Source organism: Streptomyces sp. TG1A-60 (assembly GCF_037201975.1).
GTDB lineage: Bacteria > Actinomycetota > Actinomycetes > Streptomycetales > Streptomycetaceae > Streptomyces.
The window spans coordinates 4,630,111-4,650,584 of sequence record NZ_CP147520.1; the positions used below are offsets into that span (position 1 = coordinate 4,630,111).

A 20,474-nucleotide genomic window follows, 5' to 3' on the forward strand; every position below is an offset into this window, starting at 1 on the left:
GGGCCGTCTCCGCACCCGAGGCAGCCGACCGATGGCCGACCGGGCCCCACATCGAACGACTGTTCAGTCAGTCCCGGTCCGGGGCCGAGTTCGCGGACGAGGTCGTTGTCCGGCCTGAGGCCCCGGTCCGGCTCGCTGCCGGGCGCGGCTCGCGGCCGGGTCCAATGCGCGGCCGGGCCCGGTTCGTGGCCCGGTGGTTCAGCCCTCCGCCTCCACCAGGGTCTTCTCCACGTTCACGAAACCCTGCCGGGCGGCGGTCAGTTGACCGTTGCGTACGACCTGGAAGGTGACCTCGGCGTTGATCAGCCGGGGGAAGTCGGCGGCGGCGATGAGGTCCTCGAAGCGCCAGCGGAGCGGCGGGGTCAGTCCGCCCGTGGCGACCTTCAGACCGTCGTCGAGGACCCGGCGGATCGCGTGGGAGGTCACCTCGCCGTCGCCGATCCTCTCGATGGCGGTCGTCAGGACGGTGTACGCGATCCACGTGGTCTGCACACCCGGATCCGCCGGGTCGATCCGGTTGTCGTCGAAGGCGTGCTCCCGGATCACCTTCTTCATCCGGTCCCACCGCTTGTCGGACTCCACCGGATACCAGCCGGTGACGTACGACCCCTCGTACGGTCCCGAACTGCCGCCGGTCGCGTCGAGCACCGTCTGGTCGACGCTGCCGAGGACGGTGCCGGTACGGACGGCCGGGTAGTCGTCGCGGTCGCGGCGGAAGGAGTCCATGAAGGTGAAGGTGCGGTCGCCGAGCGCGGGCACCACGCACCCCCGCGCGGCCGGGTCGGCGGTCGCCCGCCGCAGCGCCTCCTGCGCGTGCCCCGCGTACTCGTTCGCGTCCTCGGCGGCCAGCTGGTCCTCCGACTCGTCGTGGCCCGCCGACCGCAGCCCCGAGTCCAGCAGCAGCGGCAGCTGGTCGCCGGCTATCGAGTCCGGGCGTACGAGGGCGACGGGGCCGCAGGCCTTGGCGAGCTGTTCGCCGAGGCCTGCCATGAGCGCGGCCTGGCCGCCGTTGACCGGGTAGGACAGGGAGCTGGAGAACTCGTCGTCGGTGACGCCGTAGCCGCCGATGTACGGGATGCCGGCGGACTCCAGCGGGGCGAGGTAGGAGCGGCCGTGCTGGCTGTAGGAACCGACGACCGCGACGACGTCCTCGGCGGCGGCCCGGCGGGCACACTTCGCGGCGGCCACGGTCTCGTTGCGGTCGTTGCAGGTGAGGATCCTCAGCTCGCGGCCGTTGATGCCGCCGCCCGCGTTGATCCAGCGGGCGTAGGCCTTGGCCATGGCCGGCATGCCGGGCTTGTTGGTGGCGGCCGTCTTCTCGGGTGCCCAGGTCATGACGGTGATGGGGCCGTCCCCGGAACCCCCCGTGGTGCCGGGGACGGCCCCGCACCCGGCGGCGAGTGACGCGCACGCCGCCAGCGTGGTGGCCGTGGTGGCTCTTGCCAGGCGTCGGGTGAAGCCACTGGCGAGGCCTTGGGGAGCGGGGGTCCGTCGTGCCTGGAAGCCGGTCATGGCCCCGCACGATTCCGTCACATAACCAACCCGGGCGTGACGGATGGTCAACGTGAAGTGACCGGGAGGTGAATTGCGGGGAGCTACGATCGTGTTTTCGAGTGGTTTCAGAGAGGAACGCACGATCGATGACCGTCCAAGGTCCGGAGACCTCTTCCCGCCGCGGGCGTCGCTCGTCCACCATGGGCGGCATGCCACTGAACGACATGCCGTGGTGGCGCTGGCGCAGCAATGTGCGCTCCGCGCTGCACATGCTCTCCGACCCCCCGTTCCAGCAGAACGTCTGGCTGGCCGGTGTCGACGGGTACGGGGACGTCACCGACGCCGTGTACCGCCTGGTCGAGGACACCTGGCTGGACAACTGGTCCGCCGACAAGTACGTGGGCACGATATTCCGGGACGCCCAGGAGGCCGCCCTGGTCGACACCGCTGTGCTGCGGGTGCTGCGGATCATGCACCAGGTCGGCCCGGACGCCCAGGTCTCCGCGTACCTCGACCACCCGGCCTGGCCCGAAGCGGTCCGCGCGGCCCGCGAGGCCCATGTGCGCCTCTCGGCGAGCGACGGGGAGGACCCGGACACCGCGCCACGCACGCTTGAGGTGCTGCGGATCATGACGCGAGCGGCTTGAGGGTGGCTTGCGGGCCCTCGGGCCGAGGACCCCTCAGGATCTCGGGGCGGGCCCCTCAGGTCCTCGGGGCGGGGACCCGCAAGGACCGAGCCGATCGGGAAGGCGGCGGGTGGCGGGCCGTCCGGGCTTCGGGACGATTGCCGACACGGGTACGCCCTATGGGACCCTGTCGGGCATGAACGAGCAGTCCACCCGAGCCGCGGCGCCCGCCGACCAGTACGTCCTCACCCTCGCCTGCCCGGACAAGCAGGGCATCGTGCACGCCGTGTCGAGCTACCTCTTCATGACCGGCTGCAACATCGAGGACAGCCAGCAGTTCGGCGACCACGACACGGGTCTGTTCTTCATGCGCGTCCACTTCTCGGCGGAGGCGCCGGTGAGCGTGGAGAAGCTGCGGGCCAGCTTCGCGGCGATCGGTGACGCCTTCCAGATGGACTGGCAGATCAACCGGGCCGACGAGAGGATGCGCATCGTCCTGATGGTCAGCAGGTTCGGCCACTGCCTGAACGACCTGCTCTTCCGGGCGAGCACCGGGGCACTGCCGGTGGAGATCGCGGCCGTGGTCTCCAACCACACCGACTTCGCCGAGCTGGCGCGGTCGTACGACATCCCCTTCCACCACGTTCCGGTGACCAAGGACACCAAGGCCGAGGCCGAGGCGCGGCTGCTGCAGATCGTGCGCGAGGAGAACGTCGAGCTGGTCGTCCTCGCCCGCTACATGCAGGTTCTCTCCGACGACCTCTGCAAGCAGCTCAACGGCCGCATCATCAACATCCACCACTCCTTCCTGCCGAGCTTCAAGGGCGCGAAGCCGTATCACCAGGCGCACGCGCGGGGTGTGAAGCTGATCGGGGCGACGGCGCACTATGTCACCGCCGACCTCGACGAAGGGCCGATCATCGAGCAGGAGGTCGAGCGGGTGGGCCATGGGGTGACCCCCGAGGGGCTCGTCGCCATCGGGCGCGATGTGGAGTGCCAGGCGCTGGCGCGCGCGGTCAAGTGGCACGCCGAGCGCCGGATCCTGGTGAACGGGCGACGGACGGTCGTCTTCGCGTAGGGCGCCGCCGGGCCGGGGCGCCCAGTGGCTCGGGGCCCCAGTCCCCGCCCCCTACGGGCCCGGCCCTCTCTCCGACCGCTCCGGCGGCGGTCAGTCGTGCCGCCCCTGTGCCCCGCATCTACATCCGGCTCAACGCCGCCGCCGCGAAGAGTACGTCGCGGATCGCCTGGCGGTCGCCGTGCCGGCCTGCCGCGGCCTCCTCCGGAGGGACGTGGCCGGCGGCGAGGCGGCAGAACTCGACGCCGTCGAGGGCGACGTGGGCGACCTCGTGGGCGGCGGAGCCGACGGCCGCGGGGGAGTCCAGGGGGATGAGCCACTCGCCGCCGCCGGAGCCCTCGATCTCCAGGCGCAGACTGCGGCCGGGCGTGCCGGCGGCCACGAGGTGGCGGCCGGACGGGGGCGGGGCCGCCAGCCCCGTCCGGCGGCGCTCGGCCAGGGACGCGGGCAGCATGCGGGCGGCCAGGTCGATCATGCCGCGCAGATGGCGGCCGGAGGGCGGCTCGTACGGGTAGTCCACCGCCTCGGCGATGTCCTCCGCGTGGATCCAGCACTCGAACGCCCGGTCCAGCATCGCGTCGCGCAGCGGGAGTTCGAAGCCGCCGTACGAGACAGGCAGCCGGCCGGGGTTGTCGGAGCCGTCCGGGCCACCGCCGCCCGTGAACGCGGTCGTGCGGACGATGTCGTGGCTCTGCTGCCGCCAGGGCACGCGGACGGCGTGGGTGGGCGGGAAGCGGGACGCCTTCCAGTACGCCTCGGTGCGCCCCTTCGGCGTACGGTCGTCCTGGCCCGGCACCGGCCGACCGAGCGGGTCGTCCAGGCCGAGCGTGGTCGCGACCAGTCCGTCGACGGTGAGCAGGTGGGCGATGACCCCGGCGACGGTCGTACGCCGGCTCACCGGCCCCTCGCCCTCGAACCACCGCAGCCGCACGGGCGCGGTCCAGTCGGCGGCGCCGATGTCCTGGAGCAGCGCGTCGAGCCGGGCGGTCTCCGCGTCGTACGGGGCGGCCCAGCGCGGTACGGGGATGCGCGGCGGGCGCCGGCCCAGGCAGGCGTCCAGCACCTGGGTACGCAGGGCCGGGGCGAGGTCGAGGCTCTCCGGCGGGTGCAGCAGGCCCACGGCCTCGCGCAGCCGCCGGGCCTCGTCCGCGCACGCGCCGCACGCACCGAGGTGCTCCTCGACGGCCAGCGACTCCTCCGCCGAACACACCGCCAGCGCCCATGCCCCGAGCAGCGCCTTCAGCACGTGGTGCTCCAGGACGAGGGGAGCGGGTGGGGTTGGCGGGGCGGGCGATACGGGATGAACCGCCGACTCGGCCGCCTCGCCGGATTCAGCCGACCCGGGCGAGTCCGGCGACCCGGATGCCGAGGGCGTCGAGGGCGTCGAGTGGGGCGGGTGGGGCGGGTGCGTCGGCGGTGCCGGTTCCGGCGCGGTGTCCGGCAACGGCAGCCCGGTGTCCTCCACGGAGAAGCGCGGCAGCGGTATGCGCGGCGGCCCCGCCGGTTCGCCCTCGTCACCGTCCCGAGGCCCGCCCGGACCGGACGGCCCGTCGAGGCCACTCCCACCGCCACCGGGACGCACCGGCTCACCGTCGCCGCCCACGGCGTCACCGGAGCCTGCCCGGCCGCCCGAGTCCGGCACGTCGTGCCCGTCGGCCCTGCCCGGCCCGTCAGAACCGCCGGGCTCCCGCACACCGTCCTCGTGCGACGGCCCGTCGTCGTCCACCAGCCCCCGGGCCGACGGTACGCCGCTGCCACCGACCCGGGCGTTCGGCGGCGCCTCGTCCGCCGGTCCGTCGCCGGCCGAGGGTTTCCCGGCCGGCGGCACCCTGCCGATGTCGGGCTGTGCGGAGGCCCGCTCGGGCGTCTCGTGAAGGCCCGGGCTCTCCGGATCGTCGTCGTACGCGCCGGAAGGGCTTGTCGCCCCGGTCATACCGCACCCCCGTATTCGGGTGGGGTTCCGGAGAAGCGGGTGTCGTGGGCGGTGGCGAGGAGTTGGAGGCCGAGGCGGAGGCGGCGACGGGCCTCGTCCTCGGTGACGCCGAGGTCGGTGGCGGTCTGGCGGTAGTCGCGGCGCTGGAAGTAGGCGAGTTCGAGAGCGGTGCGCAGGGAGGCGGGCATGGCCTGCACTATGTAGTCGGCGCGGGCGGCGACCGACGCGTGGCGGACCTTGCGCTCCAGATCCTCGGTGGTGCCCTCGCCGCCCCGGGCGAGCGCGGCGGTCTCGGCGGCGCGCAGCCGTTGCACGGCCAGCCGGTGGGTCAGCGCGGCGACCCAGGAGCGCAGCGGCCCCTGCCTGGGGTCGTACGCCTCGGGGTCCTCCCAGAGTCGCAGGAACACCTCGCGGGTGATGCCGTCGGCGGCCCGCTCGTCACCGAGGACACGGTGCGCGAGACCGTGCACGAGGGACGCGAACCGGTCGTACAGCTCACCGAGCGCAGCCGCCTCGCCGCGCGCCAGCCGCTGCTGCATCCTGCGGTCCCACCGGGGCGGTGCGTCCTTCGTCGCCATTCGGCCCCCTCACCCTGCTCGTACCTGCGCCGTTCCTGATGACCGCCGAGCCGTGCACCCCGTGTCGACCCGGTCTGGTTCCAGCCCGATTCCAGCCTGCGTGTACTGCCGTCCCGAATGTAGTCGGCACTGCTGACCGCGCACGCCCCTTTATGGCAATGTGCGCCCCTCGCAAGGCCGATGGTGGTATGAACCTCCTCCGTCCCACGCTTCACCCCGCCCACGTGGGCGTTCTGCCCGCGCTTCGCATCCCTGTGTGAATCTCTATGGCGCCTGCCCTGCGCGGATCCGACCACTCGGGGCCGTGTCGCATCCATTTGTGATCAATAGTCGATCACAGGTGACCGTACTCGATGGAAATCACACCGAAAAGGCTTCTGAAATTGCTCGCCTACCACGCGCTTTCGGTGGAGTACGGGTGTTTCATGGAACGACGGCGGGGCAGCCGCGCAGCAGGGAGCGGTGCAGTGGCTTCCGGTACGGCGACTGAGAGGCATCGCGGTGGCGTTCGAAGTGACCGACGGCGAGCACGGTGACTGGGCCGTGCTGCACGTGTCGGGGGAGATGGATCTGGTCACGTCGCCGGTGCTGCGCCACCGGGTGCACGAGGCGGTGGCCGACGGCCGCCGAAGTCTCGTCCTCGACCTCTCCGGCGTCGTCTTCTGCGACTCCAGCGGCGTGGGCGTCCTGGTCGCCACCCGGCGGCTGATGCGCTCCTGCCGGGGCCGCCTCCGGCTGATCCTCCCCGCCGACGGCCACGCGGGCGGCGGCCCGGCCGAGGGCGCGCACGTCAGCCGCGTCCTCGCGGCCCTCGGCATACGCCGTCTCTTCGACGTCCACCCGGACGTCGACTCGGCGGTCGTACCGGACTCCGACGACCAGGCCGACCCCCTGTCGGCCTGACCGGTCGCGCCCACCGCGGTGAGCAGTACGCATGTGTGAGATTCCCCATTCTCCCCACTCTCGGATCCGCTGGAGCGGGAGACGCCCCCACCGCCCCGGCGGCCACATCGTCGTCCCGGAATTCCCGCAGTCTTGGTACAAGGGCCGCTTTCCCGCTCCGCCCCGGTCGCCGACGTCGTACGCTCCCTCGGAGAAGCACCCCACTTGACGTTAGGCGGGCCCGAAGAGACATGGTCAGCAGCGAGTACGAGCGCAGGATCGCCGCCCGGTTCGCCACCTTCGACCAGGACGGCAACGGCTGGATCGATCGCGAGGACTTCAGCGCGGCGAGCAAGGCGGTTCTCAACGAGTTCGGCACCCCCGCCCGTTCGGACAGAGGCCAGGCCCTGTACGGCGGTGCCGAGGCGTTCTGGCAGGGCATGGCCGGAATGGCGGACCGGGACGGCGACCAGCGCATCACCCGGGACGAGTTCGTGAACGGCGCGGTCAAGCGGCTGCGGGACAATCCCGACCGTTTCGCCGACATCGCCCGCCCCTTCCTGCACGCGGCCCTCGCGGTCGCGGACGCCGACGGGGACGGCGCGATCACGGTCAGGGAGGCCGCCCGGGTCCTCAAGGCCCTCGGTGTCCCCGAGCAGATCGCCACCGAGACCGCCGCCGCCCTCGACACCAATGCCGACGGCAAGGTGGACGAGGTGGAGGTCGTGACCGCGTTCGCGCGCTACTTCACCGTGCCCGAGTAGTCACACGCCTGGGTGCGCTGCTCATGAATAACGCTCCCTGAGCCGGTATTTGAGCACCTTCCGCAAGGTCTCGTTGCGCGGAAGGGCGTCCACCACCTCCAGCTGTTCCGGCAGTTTGTGGACGGACAGTCCTTCCGCGCGCAGCCAGTCGGTGACGTTCTCCAGCGTCAGGGGGCCGGCTCCCGGCGGCTGTTCGACCACCGCGCAGACCCGTTCCCCCCTCGCCGCGTCCGGCAGGCCGATCGCCGCCACGTCCTGGACGGCCGGGTGCCGGTGCAGCAGGTCCTCGATCTCCTTCGCCGAGATGTTCTCGCCCTTGCGGATGATGACGTCCTTGAGCCGTCCGGTCAGCACCAGATGCCCGCTGTCGGTGACATGCCCCAGATCGCCGGTGACGAAGAACCCGTCCGCGTCGAAGGCCGCCGCCGACTGCGCCGGATCCAGATAGCCCCGGCAGACGGCCTCCCCCTTCAGCCGCACCTCCCCGTCCACGATCCGGATCTCCATCCCCTCCGGTGGCCGCCCCTCCGTCGTCGCCAGGTTCTCCGCCGTGTCGTCCGGCGTCCCCATCGTGATCATCGGGACCTCCGTCATGCCGTACCCGTGGGTGAGTTGCACGCCCATCTCGCGTACGACCGAGTGGTAGAGCTCGGGCGGCTTCGGCGCCCCGCCGCCCGCGAGCAGTCGCAGGGAAGGGACGACCGGCACGCCCGGCTGCTTGCGCTGCGCGGCCAGGAACATCGAGTAGAACGCCGTCGACCCGCCCGCCACCGTCACCTTGTGCGCGCGGTAGCCCTCCAGAGCGGCCGGCAGCGCGAAGTGCTCGAACATCACCGCCGGGAAGCCGTACAGCAGGAGCATCACCATGTAGTCGGGGCCACCTATGTGCGCGTACGGGAAGGCGATCGAGCCGACGTCGTCCCGGGTGAGCCGCAGCGCGTGGGCGAGGCAGGAGCCGCCCGCGATGAGCGAACGGTCCGTGTGGAGGACGCCCTTGGGGTCGGAGGTGGTGCCCGACGTCCAGTAGATCCAGCGGACGGTGGTGCCGTCGGCCGGCGGGGCGGGGAGCATCGAGGGGTCGCCGTCCGGGAGCCGGTCGTACGCCTCGAAGACCCCTTCGGCCGCCAGCCGCCGGGCCATCGCCGTGTGGTCGAAGCCCCGCCATTCGCCCGGCACCGCGAAGAACTCGGCCCGGGACTCCCGGAGCGCGAAGCCGACCTCGCGGTCGCGGTAGAAGGGGATGACGGGGGACTGGACGGCGCCGAGGCGGGCCAGGGCGAAGGACAGCAGGACCGTCTCGACGCGGGTGGGCAACTGCCAGGCGACGACCGTGCCGGGGCGTACGCCCCTGTCGTACAGCCCGGCCGCCACCCGCTCGGCGCGGGCACGCAGCTCGCCGAAGCTCAGGGCGCGGTCGTCCTGGAGGAGCACGGGCCGGTCGGGGGTGAGGTCGGCGCGGCGGGCGAGGAGTTCCCAGAGGGTGCGGGACTCGCTGAGCGCGTGGGCGGTGTCGTTCACGGCGGCCGCTCCTTCTTCTGAGGCTCGGTTCGCCTCCGGGGCGCGCCCCTTCGGCTCACCCGCCGGAAGCTGACGGATTGTCAGATCTTGGGCAGAGCGTAGGGCCGGGCGCCTTGTCGGTCCAGGGGGCCGGGGCTAGCCTGCTTCATGGAGTGAATCTGACGGCCCATCAGATAACTGAGGCAACCGAGTGGGGAACCCATGACCGAACTGCCCCGCATCATCAGCGTCGACGACCATGTGATCGAGCCCGCGCACCTCTTCGACACCTGGCTGCCGGAGAAGTACCGCGACCGAGGCCCGCAGCCCCTCACGGCCGGGATCGGTGAGCTGGCGTACGTCGCCGGGAAGTACCAGATCACGATGGACCCCGACGGGCAGCCGACGGACTGGTGGATCTACGAGGACCTGAAGTTCCCGTACAAGCGCAACATCGCGGCCGTCGGCTTCGACCGGGACGAGATGACGCTGGAGGGGATCACCCGGGAGGAGATGCGGCGCGGGTGCTGGGATCCGAAGGCGCGGCTGGCGGACATGGACCTCAACCACGTCGAGGCCTCGCTCTGCTTCCCGACCTTCCCGCGCTTCTGCGGGCAGACCTTCGCCGAGGCGCACGACAAGGAGGTCGCCCTGGCCTGCGTGCGCGCCTACAACGACTGGATGGTCGAGGAGTGGTGCGGCGACAGCGGCGGCCGGCTGATCCCGCTGTGCCTGATCCCCCTGTGGGACGTCGGGCTGGCCGTCGAGGAGATCAGGCGGAACGCGGCCCGGGGGGTGAAGGCCGTGACCTTCTCCGAGATCCCCACCTACCTCGGCCTGCCCTCCATCCACTCCGGCTACTGGGACCCCTTCTTCGCGGTCTGCCAGGACACCGGCACGGTCGTCAACATGCACATCGGCTCCAGCTCCCAGATGCCGGCCGCCTCCCCGGACGCCCCACCCGCCGTCCAGGCCTCGCTCTCCTTCAACAACGCGATGGCCTCGATGATGGACTTCCTCTTCAGCGGGGTCCTGGTGAAGTTCCCGCGCCTCAAACTCGCCTACAGCGAAGGCCAGATGGGCTGGATTCCCTACGCCCTGGAGCGCGCCGACGACGTGTGGGAGGAGCACCGTGCCTGGGGCGGCGTACGGGACCTGATCCCCGAGCCGCCGTCGACGTACTACTACCGGCAGATGTTCTGCTGCTTCTTCCGCGACAAGCACGGGATCGCCTCGCTGGACGTGGTGGGACGCGACAACGCGACCTTCGAGACCGACTACCCGCACGTCGACTCGACCTTCCCGCACACCAAGGAGGTCGCCCTCGACCACGTCAAGGGCCTCGACGACGAGACCGTCCACAAGCTCATGCGCGGCAACGCGATCCGCATGCTCGACCTGGACCTCGACACGTAATGGATCTCACCCACAGCCCGGCGGAGGAGGAGTTCCGGGCGCGCCTGAGGGAGTGGCTGGCGAAGGTGCTCCCCGCGCTGCCGCCGAAGCCGCCGCCCGACGACTGGCCCGGCCGTCGCGCGTACGACCTCGGCTGGCAGCGGATGCTGTACGACGCCGGGTACGCCGACGTCCACTGGGACGCCTCCCCGGCCGTACGGCTCGTCTTCCTGGAGGAGACCGAGAGGGCGGGCGCCCCCTACGTCGGCGCCAACTTCGTCGGTCTGCTGCACGCGGGGCCCACCATCGCCGCCGAGGGGACCGCCGAACAGCGGGCCCGCTGGCTGCCGCCGGTGCTGCGCGGCGAGGAGGTCTGGTGCCAGGGCTTCAGCGAGCCGGACGCCGGGTCCGACCTCGCCTCCCTGCGCACCCGCGCGCGCCGGGACGGCGACGAGTACGTGGTCACGGGGTCGAAGATCTGGACCTCGCACGCCGAAGTCGCCGACTGGTGCGAGCTGTTGGTGCGGACCGACCCCTCGGCGCCGAAGCACCGGGGCATCTCGTGGCTGGCGATGCCCATGGACGCGCCCGGCGTGACCGTACGGCCCCTGCGTACCCTCGCCGGCTCCACCGAGTTCGCCGAGGTCTTCCTCGACGAGGTACGCGTGCCGGTCGCCAACCGGGTCGGGCAGGAGAACGACGGCTGGCGCGTGACCATGGTGACCCTGTCGTTCGAGCGCGGGACCGCTTTCGTGGGCGAAGTGGTCGCCTGCCGCAGGGTGTTGGGCGAGCTCGCGCGAAAGGCGCGGTCCGGCGGGCGCTGGGACGACCCCGGTCTCCGGCGGCGCCTGGGGCGGCTGAACGCCGAGTTCCGGGCGCTGTGGCGGCTCACGCAGTGGAACGTGAGCGAGGCGGAGTCCTCCGGAGGTGTGCCGGGGGTGGGGGGGTCGGTCTTCAAACTGCGGTATTCACGTGCGCGTCAGGAGTTGTACGACGCGGCAGCCGAGGTGCTGGGGGCGGAGGCTCTGGACCTCGACCGGCCCTGGGTGCTCGATCGGCTCGGCTCGCTGTCGTACACGATCGCGGCCGGGACCTCTGAGATCCAGCGGAACATCGTGGCCGAGCGGATCCTGGGGCTGCCGAAGGGGTGAGGGTTCGCCGGGGGCGCCCGGTGGGCCGGGGTGTGTGGTGGGTCAGCGACTGCGGGTGGTATGTGGCTGCGTGCGCGGTTCCCCGCGCCCCGCAGGGGCGCGCTGTCGTGATCGGTGTTGATAAGGGGCTCTTGGCCATGCGCTTTCGACTCACTGACGATCAGCGGGCGTTGCGGGACGGTGTCCGGTTGGTGCTGGCGCGGCGCTTCGGTGCGGAGGCGTTGCGGGCGGCAGTCGGTCGACCCGGCCTGGATCGGGGGCTGTGGCGGGAGCTGGGTGCGGCCGGCTTCTTCTCGCTGCGGCTGCCCGAGGCGGCGGGTGGGGTCGGACTCGGCTTGCCGGAGGCGGTGTTGGTGTTCGAGGAGGCGGGGCGGGTGCTGCTGCCGGGGCCGCTGGTGGCCACGCATCTCGCGGCGGGGGTGGTGCCGGGAGCGGCGACCGGGGATGTCGTCGTGACCGCCGTCGGAGGCGGGGGGCTGGTGGAGTGGCTGGACGAGGCGGACGCGGTGGTGGGGGACGCGGCCGGTGCGGTCGTGGTGCGGTCGGTCGATCCGTTGACGCCGCTGCATCGGGTGCCGGCGGCTGGTTCCTCCGCCCGTCCCGATGACCTCTTGGTGCTGCTGACCGCCGCCGAGCAGCTGGGGACGGCCGTACGGGCCTGTGAGGCGGCGGTGCAACACGCCCGGACGCGGGAGCAGTTCGGGCGGCCGGTCGGGGCGTTCCAGGCGGTCAAGCATCTCTGCGCCGAGCTGCTGGCGCGGGTGGAGGTGGCGCGGGCGGCGGTGTACGCGGCGGCCGTGACCGCCGACCCGGTGGACATCGCGGCGGCACGGCTGCTGGCCGACGAGGCGGCGGTACGCGGCGCCCGTGACTGTCTCCAGGTACACGGCGGGATGGGATTCACCTGGGAGGCCGACGTACACCTGTGTCTGAAGCGGGCGTGGGTGCGGGCGGAACGTGGCGGATCGCTTGCGGAGAGTGAGGAGCTGCTGGCGGGGGAGCTGCTGGTCGAGACGGGCTGACCGGTGCTGACCAGGGCGGGAACGGAAGTGTGTGGCAGGCAACCGGTGCGATGTCGCGGAACGTGGCATACCGGAATTACCGAGCGTTGATACCGGGTTGTGTCCTGGGTGTGACTTGTCACGGCATGGAGTCGGAGTCCCGCTCCGGTACCTTCTGGTGGATGCGAGTGGTTCCGAGGTCGAGCCGAGCCGGTGCCGCCCCTGTGGCGGCTCCGAAACCGGCGGTGCCCGCCGCTCGTGAAATGGGCCGAAGTCTCACGGCTCCGGCCTGTTCGACTCCCCGCGACGAGCGTCGCACAGTATGCCGTACGCGTACTCCTTCGCGCTGGAATATGCCCGAAGCGCTTGTTGGGGTGACTGTACGTCAACCATGCTGTCCTGTAAGGGGATCACGTTCCGTGATCCCGGTGCCGACGGTGCCGGTGGCGGTGGCGTCGGCCAGGCAGCAGATGACCACGATCGTGGCCCCCGAGGGGCGTGCGGCGATGTGTCCGCCGGTTCGGATGGTGTGAGCGGTGCAGGTGCTTCAAGTGCAGCTGGAGATCCGGCCCGACCCCGCAGAGGCGGGCCGGGCACGGAGATGGGCCCGTTCACGGCTCGCGGGGTCCGGGATAGGGGGCGACGAGCCGCTGGCCGAGACGCTGATCCTCCTCGTCTCCGAACTGGTCACCAACGCCGTCGTCCACACCGGCCGGCCCGCGGTCCTGCGGCTGCTGCTGTCCGGGCTGTGTGACGGCTCGGTCGGCAAGGTCCGCCTGGAGGTCGTCGACGCCAGCGCGTGTCCGCCGGCGCCGCGGTGCGTCGACCGTGACGCGACCGGCGGGCGTGGCCTCGCCCTCGTCGAGGGCCTCGCCGACCGGTGGGGCTGGACCCATGAAGGCGTCGGCAAGCGCATCTGGTGCGAGCTGGACCGGGTCCCGCCGGGGGCCGTCGGGGTGTCGGGCGTCTCCGGCGCGGGCGGCGGCGTCGTGGCGCCGAGGGTCTCTCCGGCGTGCGGTGCGGTGGCCGGGGTCGCGGCGGTGGCGCGGGAGGGTCTGGCGTACGAGGCGGTCTAGGGAGCGTGTTTCGAAAGTGGCGTCGTCCGCCCGGAGGGCGGGGCTCGCGGCGTCTGGTGCGGTGCGTCGCAAGGCGGAGGGTCGCCCGGGTACCGGGCGTACGCGGGCGATCCCGACAACGCGGCGAGGTGCCGTGCCAGGCGTCGCGAGCCAGACGGGACTTCCGAAACACGCCCTGGTGCCGCGGCGGGCGACGTTTGCCCGTGAAGGAGCGGCGTCCGGTGCGTGCTCTCGGTGTGCCGGACGGAAGGCGTCATCCGCCCGAAGGCCCTGGACGTACTCGGGCTTTCGGCCGGTGCGGCGAGAGGGTGTGCCGGGCGCCGCGACGGGGCGAACGTCGCCTGCCGCGGCACTGGGGAGGGGGTTCCCGCCGGGCCGGAGCCGCGCCCCTTCCAACGGAGTCCTTCAGGGGCGGGGGCGCGATCAGGCGCACCGAACCCGCAGTCGCCCGGGCGCGGCAGACCCCGAGCCGCGGGCGTCCGGGGCCCCGCGCACCCCCGCGCACCCCGCCACACTCGCGACGTACGCGCCTGCGTGAGCGCACGGCGCGGAACGATCCAGCCGGCGGCAGCCGGGTCGTGCGCCGGGATGTGCTTCCGTACGCACCGTCGCGGCGCGGGTTTTCGAAGGCTGCACCCCGACGGGGTGTTGACGCGCCGTGTCCGTTTGATCACGCTTGTGGTCAGCGATTCGCCGCGAGGGGACGACGAGGGGCTCGGTGACGGAGGCCCTCGACGAGCGTGGGTCGTGTTTCGGCGTCGGCTCCCGACAGGGTCCAGGGAGCAGGGCGGGTACGCCGAGGCCGGATGGCGGCGCGCGGTGCCGTGCTCGGGGCGGGCATCGGTGCGTCGCCAGCCGGCCAGGGGGCCTACAGGACGGCGACCGGCGCCACCGGAGAGCCCGTCGCGCCGACAAACGGTTCGGGCATCGCCGACAGCAGGAAGGCATACCGCCCCGCTTGCCCACAGGCTGTGGACAACTCCTCCAGATTCCAGTTCTGCCCCTGCGGCATGCCCATCTCGACCAGGTGGAGCGCGTGCACCGGCAGCCACAGGTCCTCGATCTCCGGCGGGAAGATCTCGAACGTCAGGGTGTCATTGGCGACGGCGGCGACGCCACGCGCGTGGAACCACTCGGGGGTGCGCAGGGAGAGTCCCGGGGACGGGAACGCGTACGCGTGCTTGTCCCCGGCGAGACAGGTCCGGATCTGTCCGGTGCGCACGAGGACGATGTCACCCGCGCGCACCCTCGTGCCCGCCAACTCCTCCGCCGCGTCCAGGTCCTCGGGCGTGACCGCGTGGTCGCCGGGCAGCCGGTCGTCGCCGCGGCCCAGGGCGCGGGGGACGTCCAGGAGCACGCCGCGCGAGACGATGTGCCGCGCCTTGTCGATGCCGGCGAAGGCGGCGCCGCCGTGCGGGGTGATGGTGTCCGCAGGGCGGCCGTTGTAGATCCGGCCCGAGTGCGAGACATGGGTGAGCGCGTCCCAGTGGGTGGCCGCCTGGAGGCCCATCGTCACGGCGTCGTCGCTGCACGCGACCGTGCCCGGTCCGAAGATCTCCTGGTTGATCTGCACCATGACGTGCAGCGGGTTCACCCGGCCCGGCATCATCCCCGTCTGCACGCCGTCCTGCCGGAGAGGCAGCGCGAGCGGGACGCGACGCCCCGACCGGACGGCGCCGACGGCCTCCCGTACGACCTCGTCGGTGATCAGGTTGAGTGTGCCGATCTCGTCGTCCGGCCCCCAACGGCCCCAGTTGTTCACGCGCTTGGCGATGGCGAGGAACTCCGCGGGCAATGACATCGGCCCTCCCGGGGCTTGTGCGGTTGTATCTGACGGGTCGTAGAATCACCGTGCGAGGAAATCTAACGGTCCGTCAGAAACCGGGATGAGGGGAAGGGGCCGGGGTGGGAAACTTCTTGGCAGGCAAGGTCGTCGCCGTCACGGGCGCGGGGCGGGGGATCGGCCGGGCGGTCGCCCTGGGCGCCGCCGCCGAGGGCGCCCGGGTCGTCGTCAACGACTACGGGGTCTGCGTCGACGGCTCCGAACCCACCAGCTCCGTCGCCGAGACCGTCGTCAAGGAGATCGAGGCGGCCGGGGGCGAGGCGGTCGCCGTCGCCGACGACGTCTCCACGATGACGGGCGGACAGCGGGTCGTGGACACGGCGGTCGCCTCGTACGGGCGCCTCGACGGGGTCGTGTGCGTCGCCGGGATCCTGCGGGAGCGGATGCTGTTCAACATGTCCGAGGAGGAGTGGGATCCGGTGATCGCCACGCATCTGAAGGGCACGTTCACGGTGTTCCGCGCCGCGTCCGCCGTCATGCGGCGGCAGCGGGCGGGCACGTTGATCGGGTTCACCAGCGGCAACCACCAGGGGTCCGTCTCCCAGGCCAACTACAGCGCGGCCAAGGGCGGGATCATCTCGCTGGTACGGAGCGCCGCGCTGGGCCTGCACCGGTACGGGGTGACCGCGAACGCGGTGGCGCCGGTCGCCCGCACCCGGATGTCGGCGGGGGTGCCGGTCGAGTTGACGGAGATCGGCGAGCCGGAGGACGTGGCCGCGCTGGTGGTGTATCTGCTGTCGGACCGGGCCGGGGAGGAGCGGATCACCGGGCAGGTGTACACGGTCGCCGGCCCGAAGATCGCGGTGTGGGCCCAGCCTCGGGAGGTGCGGGCCGCGTATGCGGAAGGGGGCTGGACCCCGGAGAGGATCGCGGAGTTTCTGCCCGGGGCGGTCGGGGTGGATCCGATGCCGATGCTGGAGCGGGTGGAGGCGATGGCGCGGGCCGCGGCGTCGGGGCAACGGCCGAACGCGGGCGCCTGACCGGCTCGGGCCACGGATGGTCCGGCGACTGCGGGCTGTTCGTGGCCGGTCGCGCGGTTCCCCGCGCCCCTGACGGGCGCGGCCCCGCTGACACGGCGGAGATTCCAGTCGGCCAACTTGGGGCGGCAAGCATGGACTTCGGGTTCGACGAAGAGGACGAGGCGTTCCGGGCCGAGGTGCGGGCCTGGCTCGCGGGGGCGCGGGGTGAGCGGAGCGGGGACCGGCGGGTCTGGGAGCGGACGCTCGGGGCCGCCGGATGGATCGGGCTCGGGTGGGCCGAGGGCGGTTACGGCAACCGGACGGCGACGCTCGTGCAGCAGGTCGTCTGGGCCGAGGAGTACGCCCGCGCCGAGGTGCCCGCGCGGTCGGGGCACATCGGCGAGAAGCTGCTGGGGCCGACGCTCATCGCGTACGGGACGGCGGAGCAGAAGGCGCGGTTCCTGCCGGCCGTCGCGCGGGGCGAGGAGCTCTGGTGCCAGGGGTACAGCGAACCGGGCGCCGGGTCGGACCTCGCCGGCGTGCGTACGAGGGCCGAGCGCACGGCGGAGGGGGCGTACCGCGTCACCGGGCAGAAGATCTGGACCTCGCTCGCCCATGAGGCCGACTGGTGTTTCGTCCTGGCCCGCACCGAGGCGGGGTCCAGGCGCCACCACGGGCTGTCGCTGCTGCTCGTGCCCATGGACCAGCCGGGGCGGATCGAGGTGCGGCCGATCCGGCAGCTGACCGGGACGAGTGAGTTCAACGAGGTGTTCTTCGACGGTGCGCACGCGCGCGCGGAGCACGTCGTCGGGGGCGAGGGGAACGGCTGGCGGGTCGCCATGGGACTCCTCGGGTTCGAGCGCGGGGTGTCGACGCTCGCCCAACAGATCGGCTTCGCGGAGGAGTTGGGAGCGGTCGTACGGGCGGCCGTGGAGAGCGGCGCGGCGGACGACCCCGTCGTACGCGACCGGCTCGTACGGCAGTGGGCCGAGCTGCGGGTCATGCGGTGGAACGCCCTGCGGACGCTGGGCGGTCCGGGGAGCGGTGCCGCGGATCCCGGTGCGCCGAGTGCGGCCAAGCTGCTGTGGGGACGGTGGCATCAGCGGCTCGGGGAGCTCGCGATGGAGGTCCGGGGCGCGCGGGCGGCCGTGGGGCCGCGGGAGTGGTCGGCGGACGAGCCGTACGCCCTCGACCCCTTCCAGCACCTGTTCCTGTTCAGCCGGGCCGACACCATCTACGGCGGTTCCGACGAGGTGCAGCGCACGATCATCGCCGAGCGGGTGCTCGGTCTGCCGAAGGAGCCGAGGGAGCCGAAGGACGCGAGGGGCTGAGGGCGTGAGAGGTGTCGTGTTCGACGGAAGGCGGGCCGAGGTCGTCGACGACCTGGAGGTCCGGGACCCCGGGCCCGGTGAGGTGCGGGTGGCCGTTTCGGCGGCGGGGCTCTGCCACAGCGACCTGTCGGTGGTGGACGGGACGATCCCGTTCCCCGTGCCGGTGGTGCTGGGGCACGAGGGGGCGGGGGTCGTCGAGGCGGTGGGCACGGGGGTCGGGCACGTCCGGCCCGGCGATCACGTGGCCCTGTCCACCCTCGCCAACTGCGGGACCTGCGCGGACTGCGACCGAGGGCGGCCGACCATGTGCCGCCGGGCGATCGGGCGGCCCACGCGGCCGTTCTCGCGGGGCGGGCGGGAGCTGTTCCAGTTCGCGGCCAACTCCGCCTTCGCGGAACGGACGGTCGTCAAGGCCGTGCAGGCGGTCCCCATCCCGAAGGACATCCCGCTGCCGTCCGCCGCGCTGATCGGGTGCGGGGTGCTCACCGGGGTGGGCGCGGTGCTCAACCGGGCGAGCGTGGACCGGGGCGACAGTGTGGTCGTGATCGGTGCCGGGGGCATCGGGCTCAACGTCGTCCAGGGGGCGCGGATCGCGGGGGCGGCGCGGATCGTCGCCGTGGACGCGAACCCGGAGAAGGAGGCGATGGCACGGCGGTTCGGCGCCACGCACTTCCTCACCTCCGTGGAGGGCGTCCGGGACATCCTGCCCACGGGCGCCGACCACGCCTTCGAGTGCGTCGGCCGGGTCGAACTCATCCGCCAGGCGATCGACCTGCTCGACCGGCGGGGGCAGGCGGTGCTCCTGGGCGTCCCGGACGCGACCGCCGAGGCATCCTTCCTCGTCTCCTCCCTCTACCTGGACAAGTCGATCCTGGGGTGCCGGTACGGGTCGTCGCGCCCCCAGCGGGACATCGCCCTCTACGCCGACCTGTACCGCGACGGCCGACTGCTCCTGGACGAGCTGGTCACGGCCACCTATCCGGTGGAGGACTTCGCGAAGGCGGCGGAGGACGCGGGGGAGGGGCGGGTGGCTCGGGCGGTGCTCACCTTCTAGTGCCGCGGTGGGCGACGTTCACGTGGTGATGCTTCGGGGAACTGGGAGTGGGCAGATCCTGCCCACCCGTCGGCTCGAACCAGTCGGGGCGGACTCGGCGGCCAGGCGCCCACGGGGCGGCTCCCGCTGATTCCTTGCAGGGGAGCGCCCCGATCCCTCACTGCGGTGTAGCCGAGTACCGCTCGATGCTCGCGCGGCCTGTCGATCGGTCGAGTAGGCGCAGCTCCCACGGGCCCGTGTTCACATCGAAGTCCTTGCCGAACCCGACCCACTTGCCCGCCATACGTCGGCCCGTCGGCTCGATGAGTAGCTGAATCGCACCGTGGTACCGGGTGCCCCGGCAGTACCCGTTGGCCGCCGTTAACCGGAGCACCACGGAACCCCAATTACGTGGAGGCAAGCCAGCATGAGCACGGCAGTAGTGATTCGCGACCCGAAGGCGTACGTCACGCCGGACGTGTGGGAGCGGGAGGTGGCCCTCCTACTCCGCAACCCGGAGAACACGCGCGAACTGGCGGAGGCCAAGTTCGGGCAGGCCATCGCCTACCTGGTCACGTGCGGTGAGAACCCGGACCTTCTCATGGGTCCGTCTGAGCAGGTGGACGAGGCATGGCACTCGTTCATGCTCGACTCGATTCCCGGTGCTGGGCGTGGAGGGCGCGCTGCTGTGTGCGGTGCTGTTCCTGGTGCGGCTCGGGGCCCGGGGGCGGAGAGGCCTTCGCGTCCTTGGCCGTCGCCCCGCTGCTGCTCCTGCTCGTCCTGTTCACGGCCGCCGTACTGACCGTGGGGTACGTCCTGCCGGCCGTCCTGCTCGCCCACTGGACCGCACGGCAGTTGACCCGCCGCCCCGCCTGGTGGCGGATCCCGCCCGCCTGCACCCCGTGGGTCCTCCCCACCACGGTCGTCCCGTCCTGGCACCTCGCCGGCCTCGCGCTCTACGCGGCGGTTCTGCTCCCGGCGCTGTCGGTCCACCTCACGGTCGTACGCGCGGACGCGGGCCGACCCGTCCAGCCGTGCGCGGCGATTCTCCTGTGGGGCACGCTGGCGGTGCTGTGCGTGGTGGTCGGGGGCGGGGTCGTCATGGCCGGCGACGGTTAGCCGGTCGTGAACCCTCCGAAGCGGCCCCGGTGGAAGAGCAGCGGCGCGCTCCCGGCGGTGGTGGCGGTGCCGTCGTCGCCCGTGCCCAGTGCCTCGACCCGGCCCACGACGATCAGGTGGTCCCCGCCGGGGTGCACGGCGTGGATCGTGCAGTCGATCCACGCGGTGGCCCCCGTGAGGCGGGGGGAACCGGTGGCCGGGGCCGCGTCATGGGCGACACCGGCGAACTTGTCCGCGCCGCTCACCGCGAAGCGGCGGCACAACTCCCCCTGATCGGCGCCGAGTACGTTCACGCAGAAGACGCCCGCGCGGGCGATGCGGGGCCAGGTCGTCGACGTACGGGCGACCATGAAGACGACGAGGGGCGGGTCGAGGGAGAGGGCGGAGAAGGACTGGCAGGCGAAGCCGGCGGGGCGGTCGTCGATCGTCGTGACTGCCGGGGCCTCCGGGGCCTCCGAAGCCGTCGGGGCCGTCGGGGGTTTTCGGACCGTCGGGGGTTCCGGGACCGCCGGGGCGGTGATGATCGTGACGCCCGTCGCGAAGTTTCCCAGTACGCGGCGGAATCGGGCCTGGTCGACCGGTGCTCGCTCGTCCTCGCCCACGCAGCGCAGTTCGGGGCGCGGCAGTGCTTCGACGACCGGTTTCGCGATCGTTGTACGGCTCCTGTCCGCTTTGAGGTAGCGGACGGCGGCGGCTGCCATTCCCGCGTGTCCCATC

The 20,474-nt window shown here is 72.2% G+C and carries 18 protein-coding genes and 1 pseudogene; 12 read left to right on the top strand and 7 right to left on the bottom strand.

Annotated features, from left to right (window positions below):
* Window positions 1–198: 198 nt before the first annotated feature.
* A complete protein-coding gene (locus WBG99_RS20080) occupies window positions 199–1,512 on the bottom strand; it encodes an ABC transporter substrate-binding protein (protein WP_338897612.1) in 1,314 nt (437 codons plus the stop codon).
* Between the two features lie 128 nt (window positions 1,513–1,640).
* Between WBG99_RS20080 and WBG99_RS20085 the strand changes: the two genes are divergently transcribed.
* Both WBG99_RS20085 and purU read left to right on the top strand, forming a co-directional pair.
* On the top strand, window positions 1,641–2,141 hold the full coding sequence (locus WBG99_RS20085) for a hypothetical protein (RefSeq protein ID WP_338897613.1): 501 nt from the start codon (window positions 1,641–1,643) through the stop codon (window positions 2,139–2,141).
* A 175-nt stretch (window positions 2,142–2,316) separates the two neighbouring features.
* On the top strand, window positions 2,317–3,198 hold the full coding sequence (gene purU / locus WBG99_RS20090) for a formyltetrahydrofolate deformylase (RefSeq protein ID WP_338897614.1): 882 nt from the start codon (window positions 2,317–2,319) through the stop codon (window positions 3,196–3,198).
* A gap of 118 nt (window positions 3,199–3,316) precedes the next feature.
* On the opposite strand, the gene WBG99_RS20095 is transcribed toward purU, so the two are convergent.
* Window positions 3,317–4,681 (bottom strand): MDMPI N domain containing protein, encoded by a 1,365-nt coding sequence (locus WBG99_RS20095; protein ID WP_338900412.1) that lies wholly within the window; start codon window positions 4,679–4,681, stop codon window positions 3,317–3,319.
* 443 nt (window positions 4,682–5,124) lie between these two features.
* Entirely contained in the window at window positions 5,125–5,706 is a 582-nt protein-coding gene (locus WBG99_RS20100; RefSeq protein ID WP_338897615.1) for a sigma-70 family RNA polymerase sigma factor, read from the bottom strand.
* A gap of 495 nt (window positions 5,707–6,201) precedes the next feature.
* On the opposite strand from WBG99_RS20100, the gene WBG99_RS20105 reads away from it, so the two are divergent.
* A complete protein-coding gene (locus tag WBG99_RS20105; protein ID WP_338900413.1) occupies window positions 6,202–6,609 on the top strand; it encodes an STAS domain-containing protein in 408 nt (135 codons plus the stop codon).
* A gap of 230 nt (window positions 6,610–6,839) precedes the next feature.
* The gene (locus WBG99_RS20110; protein WP_338897616.1) at window positions 6,840–7,352 is read left to right on the top strand and encodes an EF-hand domain-containing protein; all 513 of its coding nucleotides are present in this window, start codon (window positions 6,840–6,842) and stop codon (window positions 7,350–7,352) included.
* Window positions 7,353–7,373: 21 nt separating this feature from the next.
* Here WBG99_RS20110 and WBG99_RS20115 read toward each other — a convergent pair whose 3' ends face one another.
* Window positions 7,374–8,870 carry an AMP-binding protein gene (locus tag WBG99_RS20115; protein WP_338897617.1) on the bottom strand — a complete coding sequence of 499 codons (1,497 nt, stop codon included), beginning with the start codon at window positions 8,868–8,870 and terminating at the stop codon, window positions 7,374–7,376.
* A 201-nt stretch (window positions 8,871–9,071) separates the two neighbouring features.
* Here WBG99_RS20115 and WBG99_RS20120 point away from each other — a divergent pair, with 201 nt between their 5' ends.
* The 4 genes from WBG99_RS20120 to WBG99_RS20135 all read left to right on the top strand — a co-directional run bounded on the left by WBG99_RS20120 (window position 9,072) and on the right by WBG99_RS20135 (window position 13,472).
* A complete protein-coding gene (locus WBG99_RS20120; RefSeq protein ID WP_338897618.1) occupies window positions 9,072–10,265 on the top strand; it encodes an amidohydrolase family protein in 1,194 nt (397 codons plus the stop codon).
* A complete protein-coding gene (locus tag WBG99_RS20125) occupies window positions 10,265–11,395 on the top strand; it encodes an acyl-CoA dehydrogenase family protein (protein ID WP_338897619.1) in 1,131 nt (376 codons plus the stop codon). Before WBG99_RS20120 ends, WBG99_RS20125 begins: the two co-directional genes overlap by 1 nt.
* A gap of 137 nt (window positions 11,396–11,532) precedes the next feature.
* Window positions 11,533–12,417, top strand: coding sequence for an acyl-CoA dehydrogenase (locus WBG99_RS20130; RefSeq protein ID WP_338897620.1), 885 nt, complete (start codon window positions 11,533–11,535; stop codon window positions 12,415–12,417).
* A gap of 515 nt (window positions 12,418–12,932) precedes the next feature.
* Complete coding sequence (locus WBG99_RS20135) at window positions 12,933–13,472, top strand: ATP-binding protein (RefSeq protein WP_338897621.1); 540 nt, start codon at window positions 12,933–12,935, stop codon at window positions 13,470–13,472.
* 868 nt (window positions 13,473–14,340) lie between these two features.
* Here WBG99_RS20135 and WBG99_RS20140 read toward each other — a convergent pair.
* Window positions 14,341–15,273, bottom strand: a complete 933-nt coding sequence (locus WBG99_RS20140; protein ID WP_338897622.1) for a cyclase family protein — start codon at window positions 15,271–15,273, stop codon at window positions 14,341–14,343.
* Between the two features lie 104 nt (window positions 15,274–15,377).
* Between WBG99_RS20140 and WBG99_RS20145 the strand changes: the two genes are divergently transcribed.
* The 3 genes from WBG99_RS20145 to WBG99_RS20155 all read left to right on the top strand — a co-directional run bounded on the left by WBG99_RS20145 (window position 15,378) and on the right by WBG99_RS20155 (window position 18,659).
* Window positions 15,378–16,295 (top strand): SDR family NAD(P)-dependent oxidoreductase, encoded by a 918-nt coding sequence (locus WBG99_RS20145; protein ID WP_338897623.1) that lies wholly within the window; start codon window positions 15,378–15,380, stop codon window positions 16,293–16,295.
* A 131-nt stretch (window positions 16,296–16,426) separates the two neighbouring features.
* Window positions 16,427–17,605 (top strand): acyl-CoA dehydrogenase family protein, encoded by a 1,179-nt coding sequence (locus WBG99_RS20150; RefSeq protein ID WP_338897624.1) that lies wholly within the window; start codon window positions 16,427–16,429, stop codon window positions 17,603–17,605.
* Window positions 17,606–17,609: 4 nt separating this feature from the next.
* Window positions 17,610–18,659 carry a Zn-dependent alcohol dehydrogenase gene (locus WBG99_RS20155; protein ID WP_338897625.1) on the top strand — a complete coding sequence of 350 codons (1,050 nt, stop codon included), beginning with the start codon at window positions 17,610–17,612 and terminating at the stop codon, window positions 18,657–18,659.
* Window positions 18,660–18,816: 157 nt separating this feature from the next.
* Here WBG99_RS20155 and WBG99_RS20160 read toward each other — a convergent pair.
* Window positions 18,817–19,020: pseudogene (locus WBG99_RS20160) on the bottom strand (XRE family transcriptional regulator); the annotation flags it as partial.
* Window positions 19,021–19,385: 365 nt separating this feature from the next.
* Between WBG99_RS20160 and WBG99_RS20165 the strand changes: the two are divergent.
* On the top strand, window positions 19,386–19,757 hold the full coding sequence (locus WBG99_RS20165) for a hypothetical protein (protein ID WP_338897626.1): 372 nt from the start codon (window positions 19,386–19,388) through the stop codon (window positions 19,755–19,757).
* On the opposite strand, the gene WBG99_RS20170 is transcribed toward WBG99_RS20165, so the two are convergent.
* Entirely contained in the window at window positions 19,754–20,473 is a 720-nt protein-coding gene (locus WBG99_RS20170; protein ID WP_338897627.1) for a flavin reductase family protein, read from the bottom strand. The genes WBG99_RS20165 and WBG99_RS20170 overlap by 4 nt on opposite strands.
* Window position 20,474: the final 1 nt, after the last annotated feature.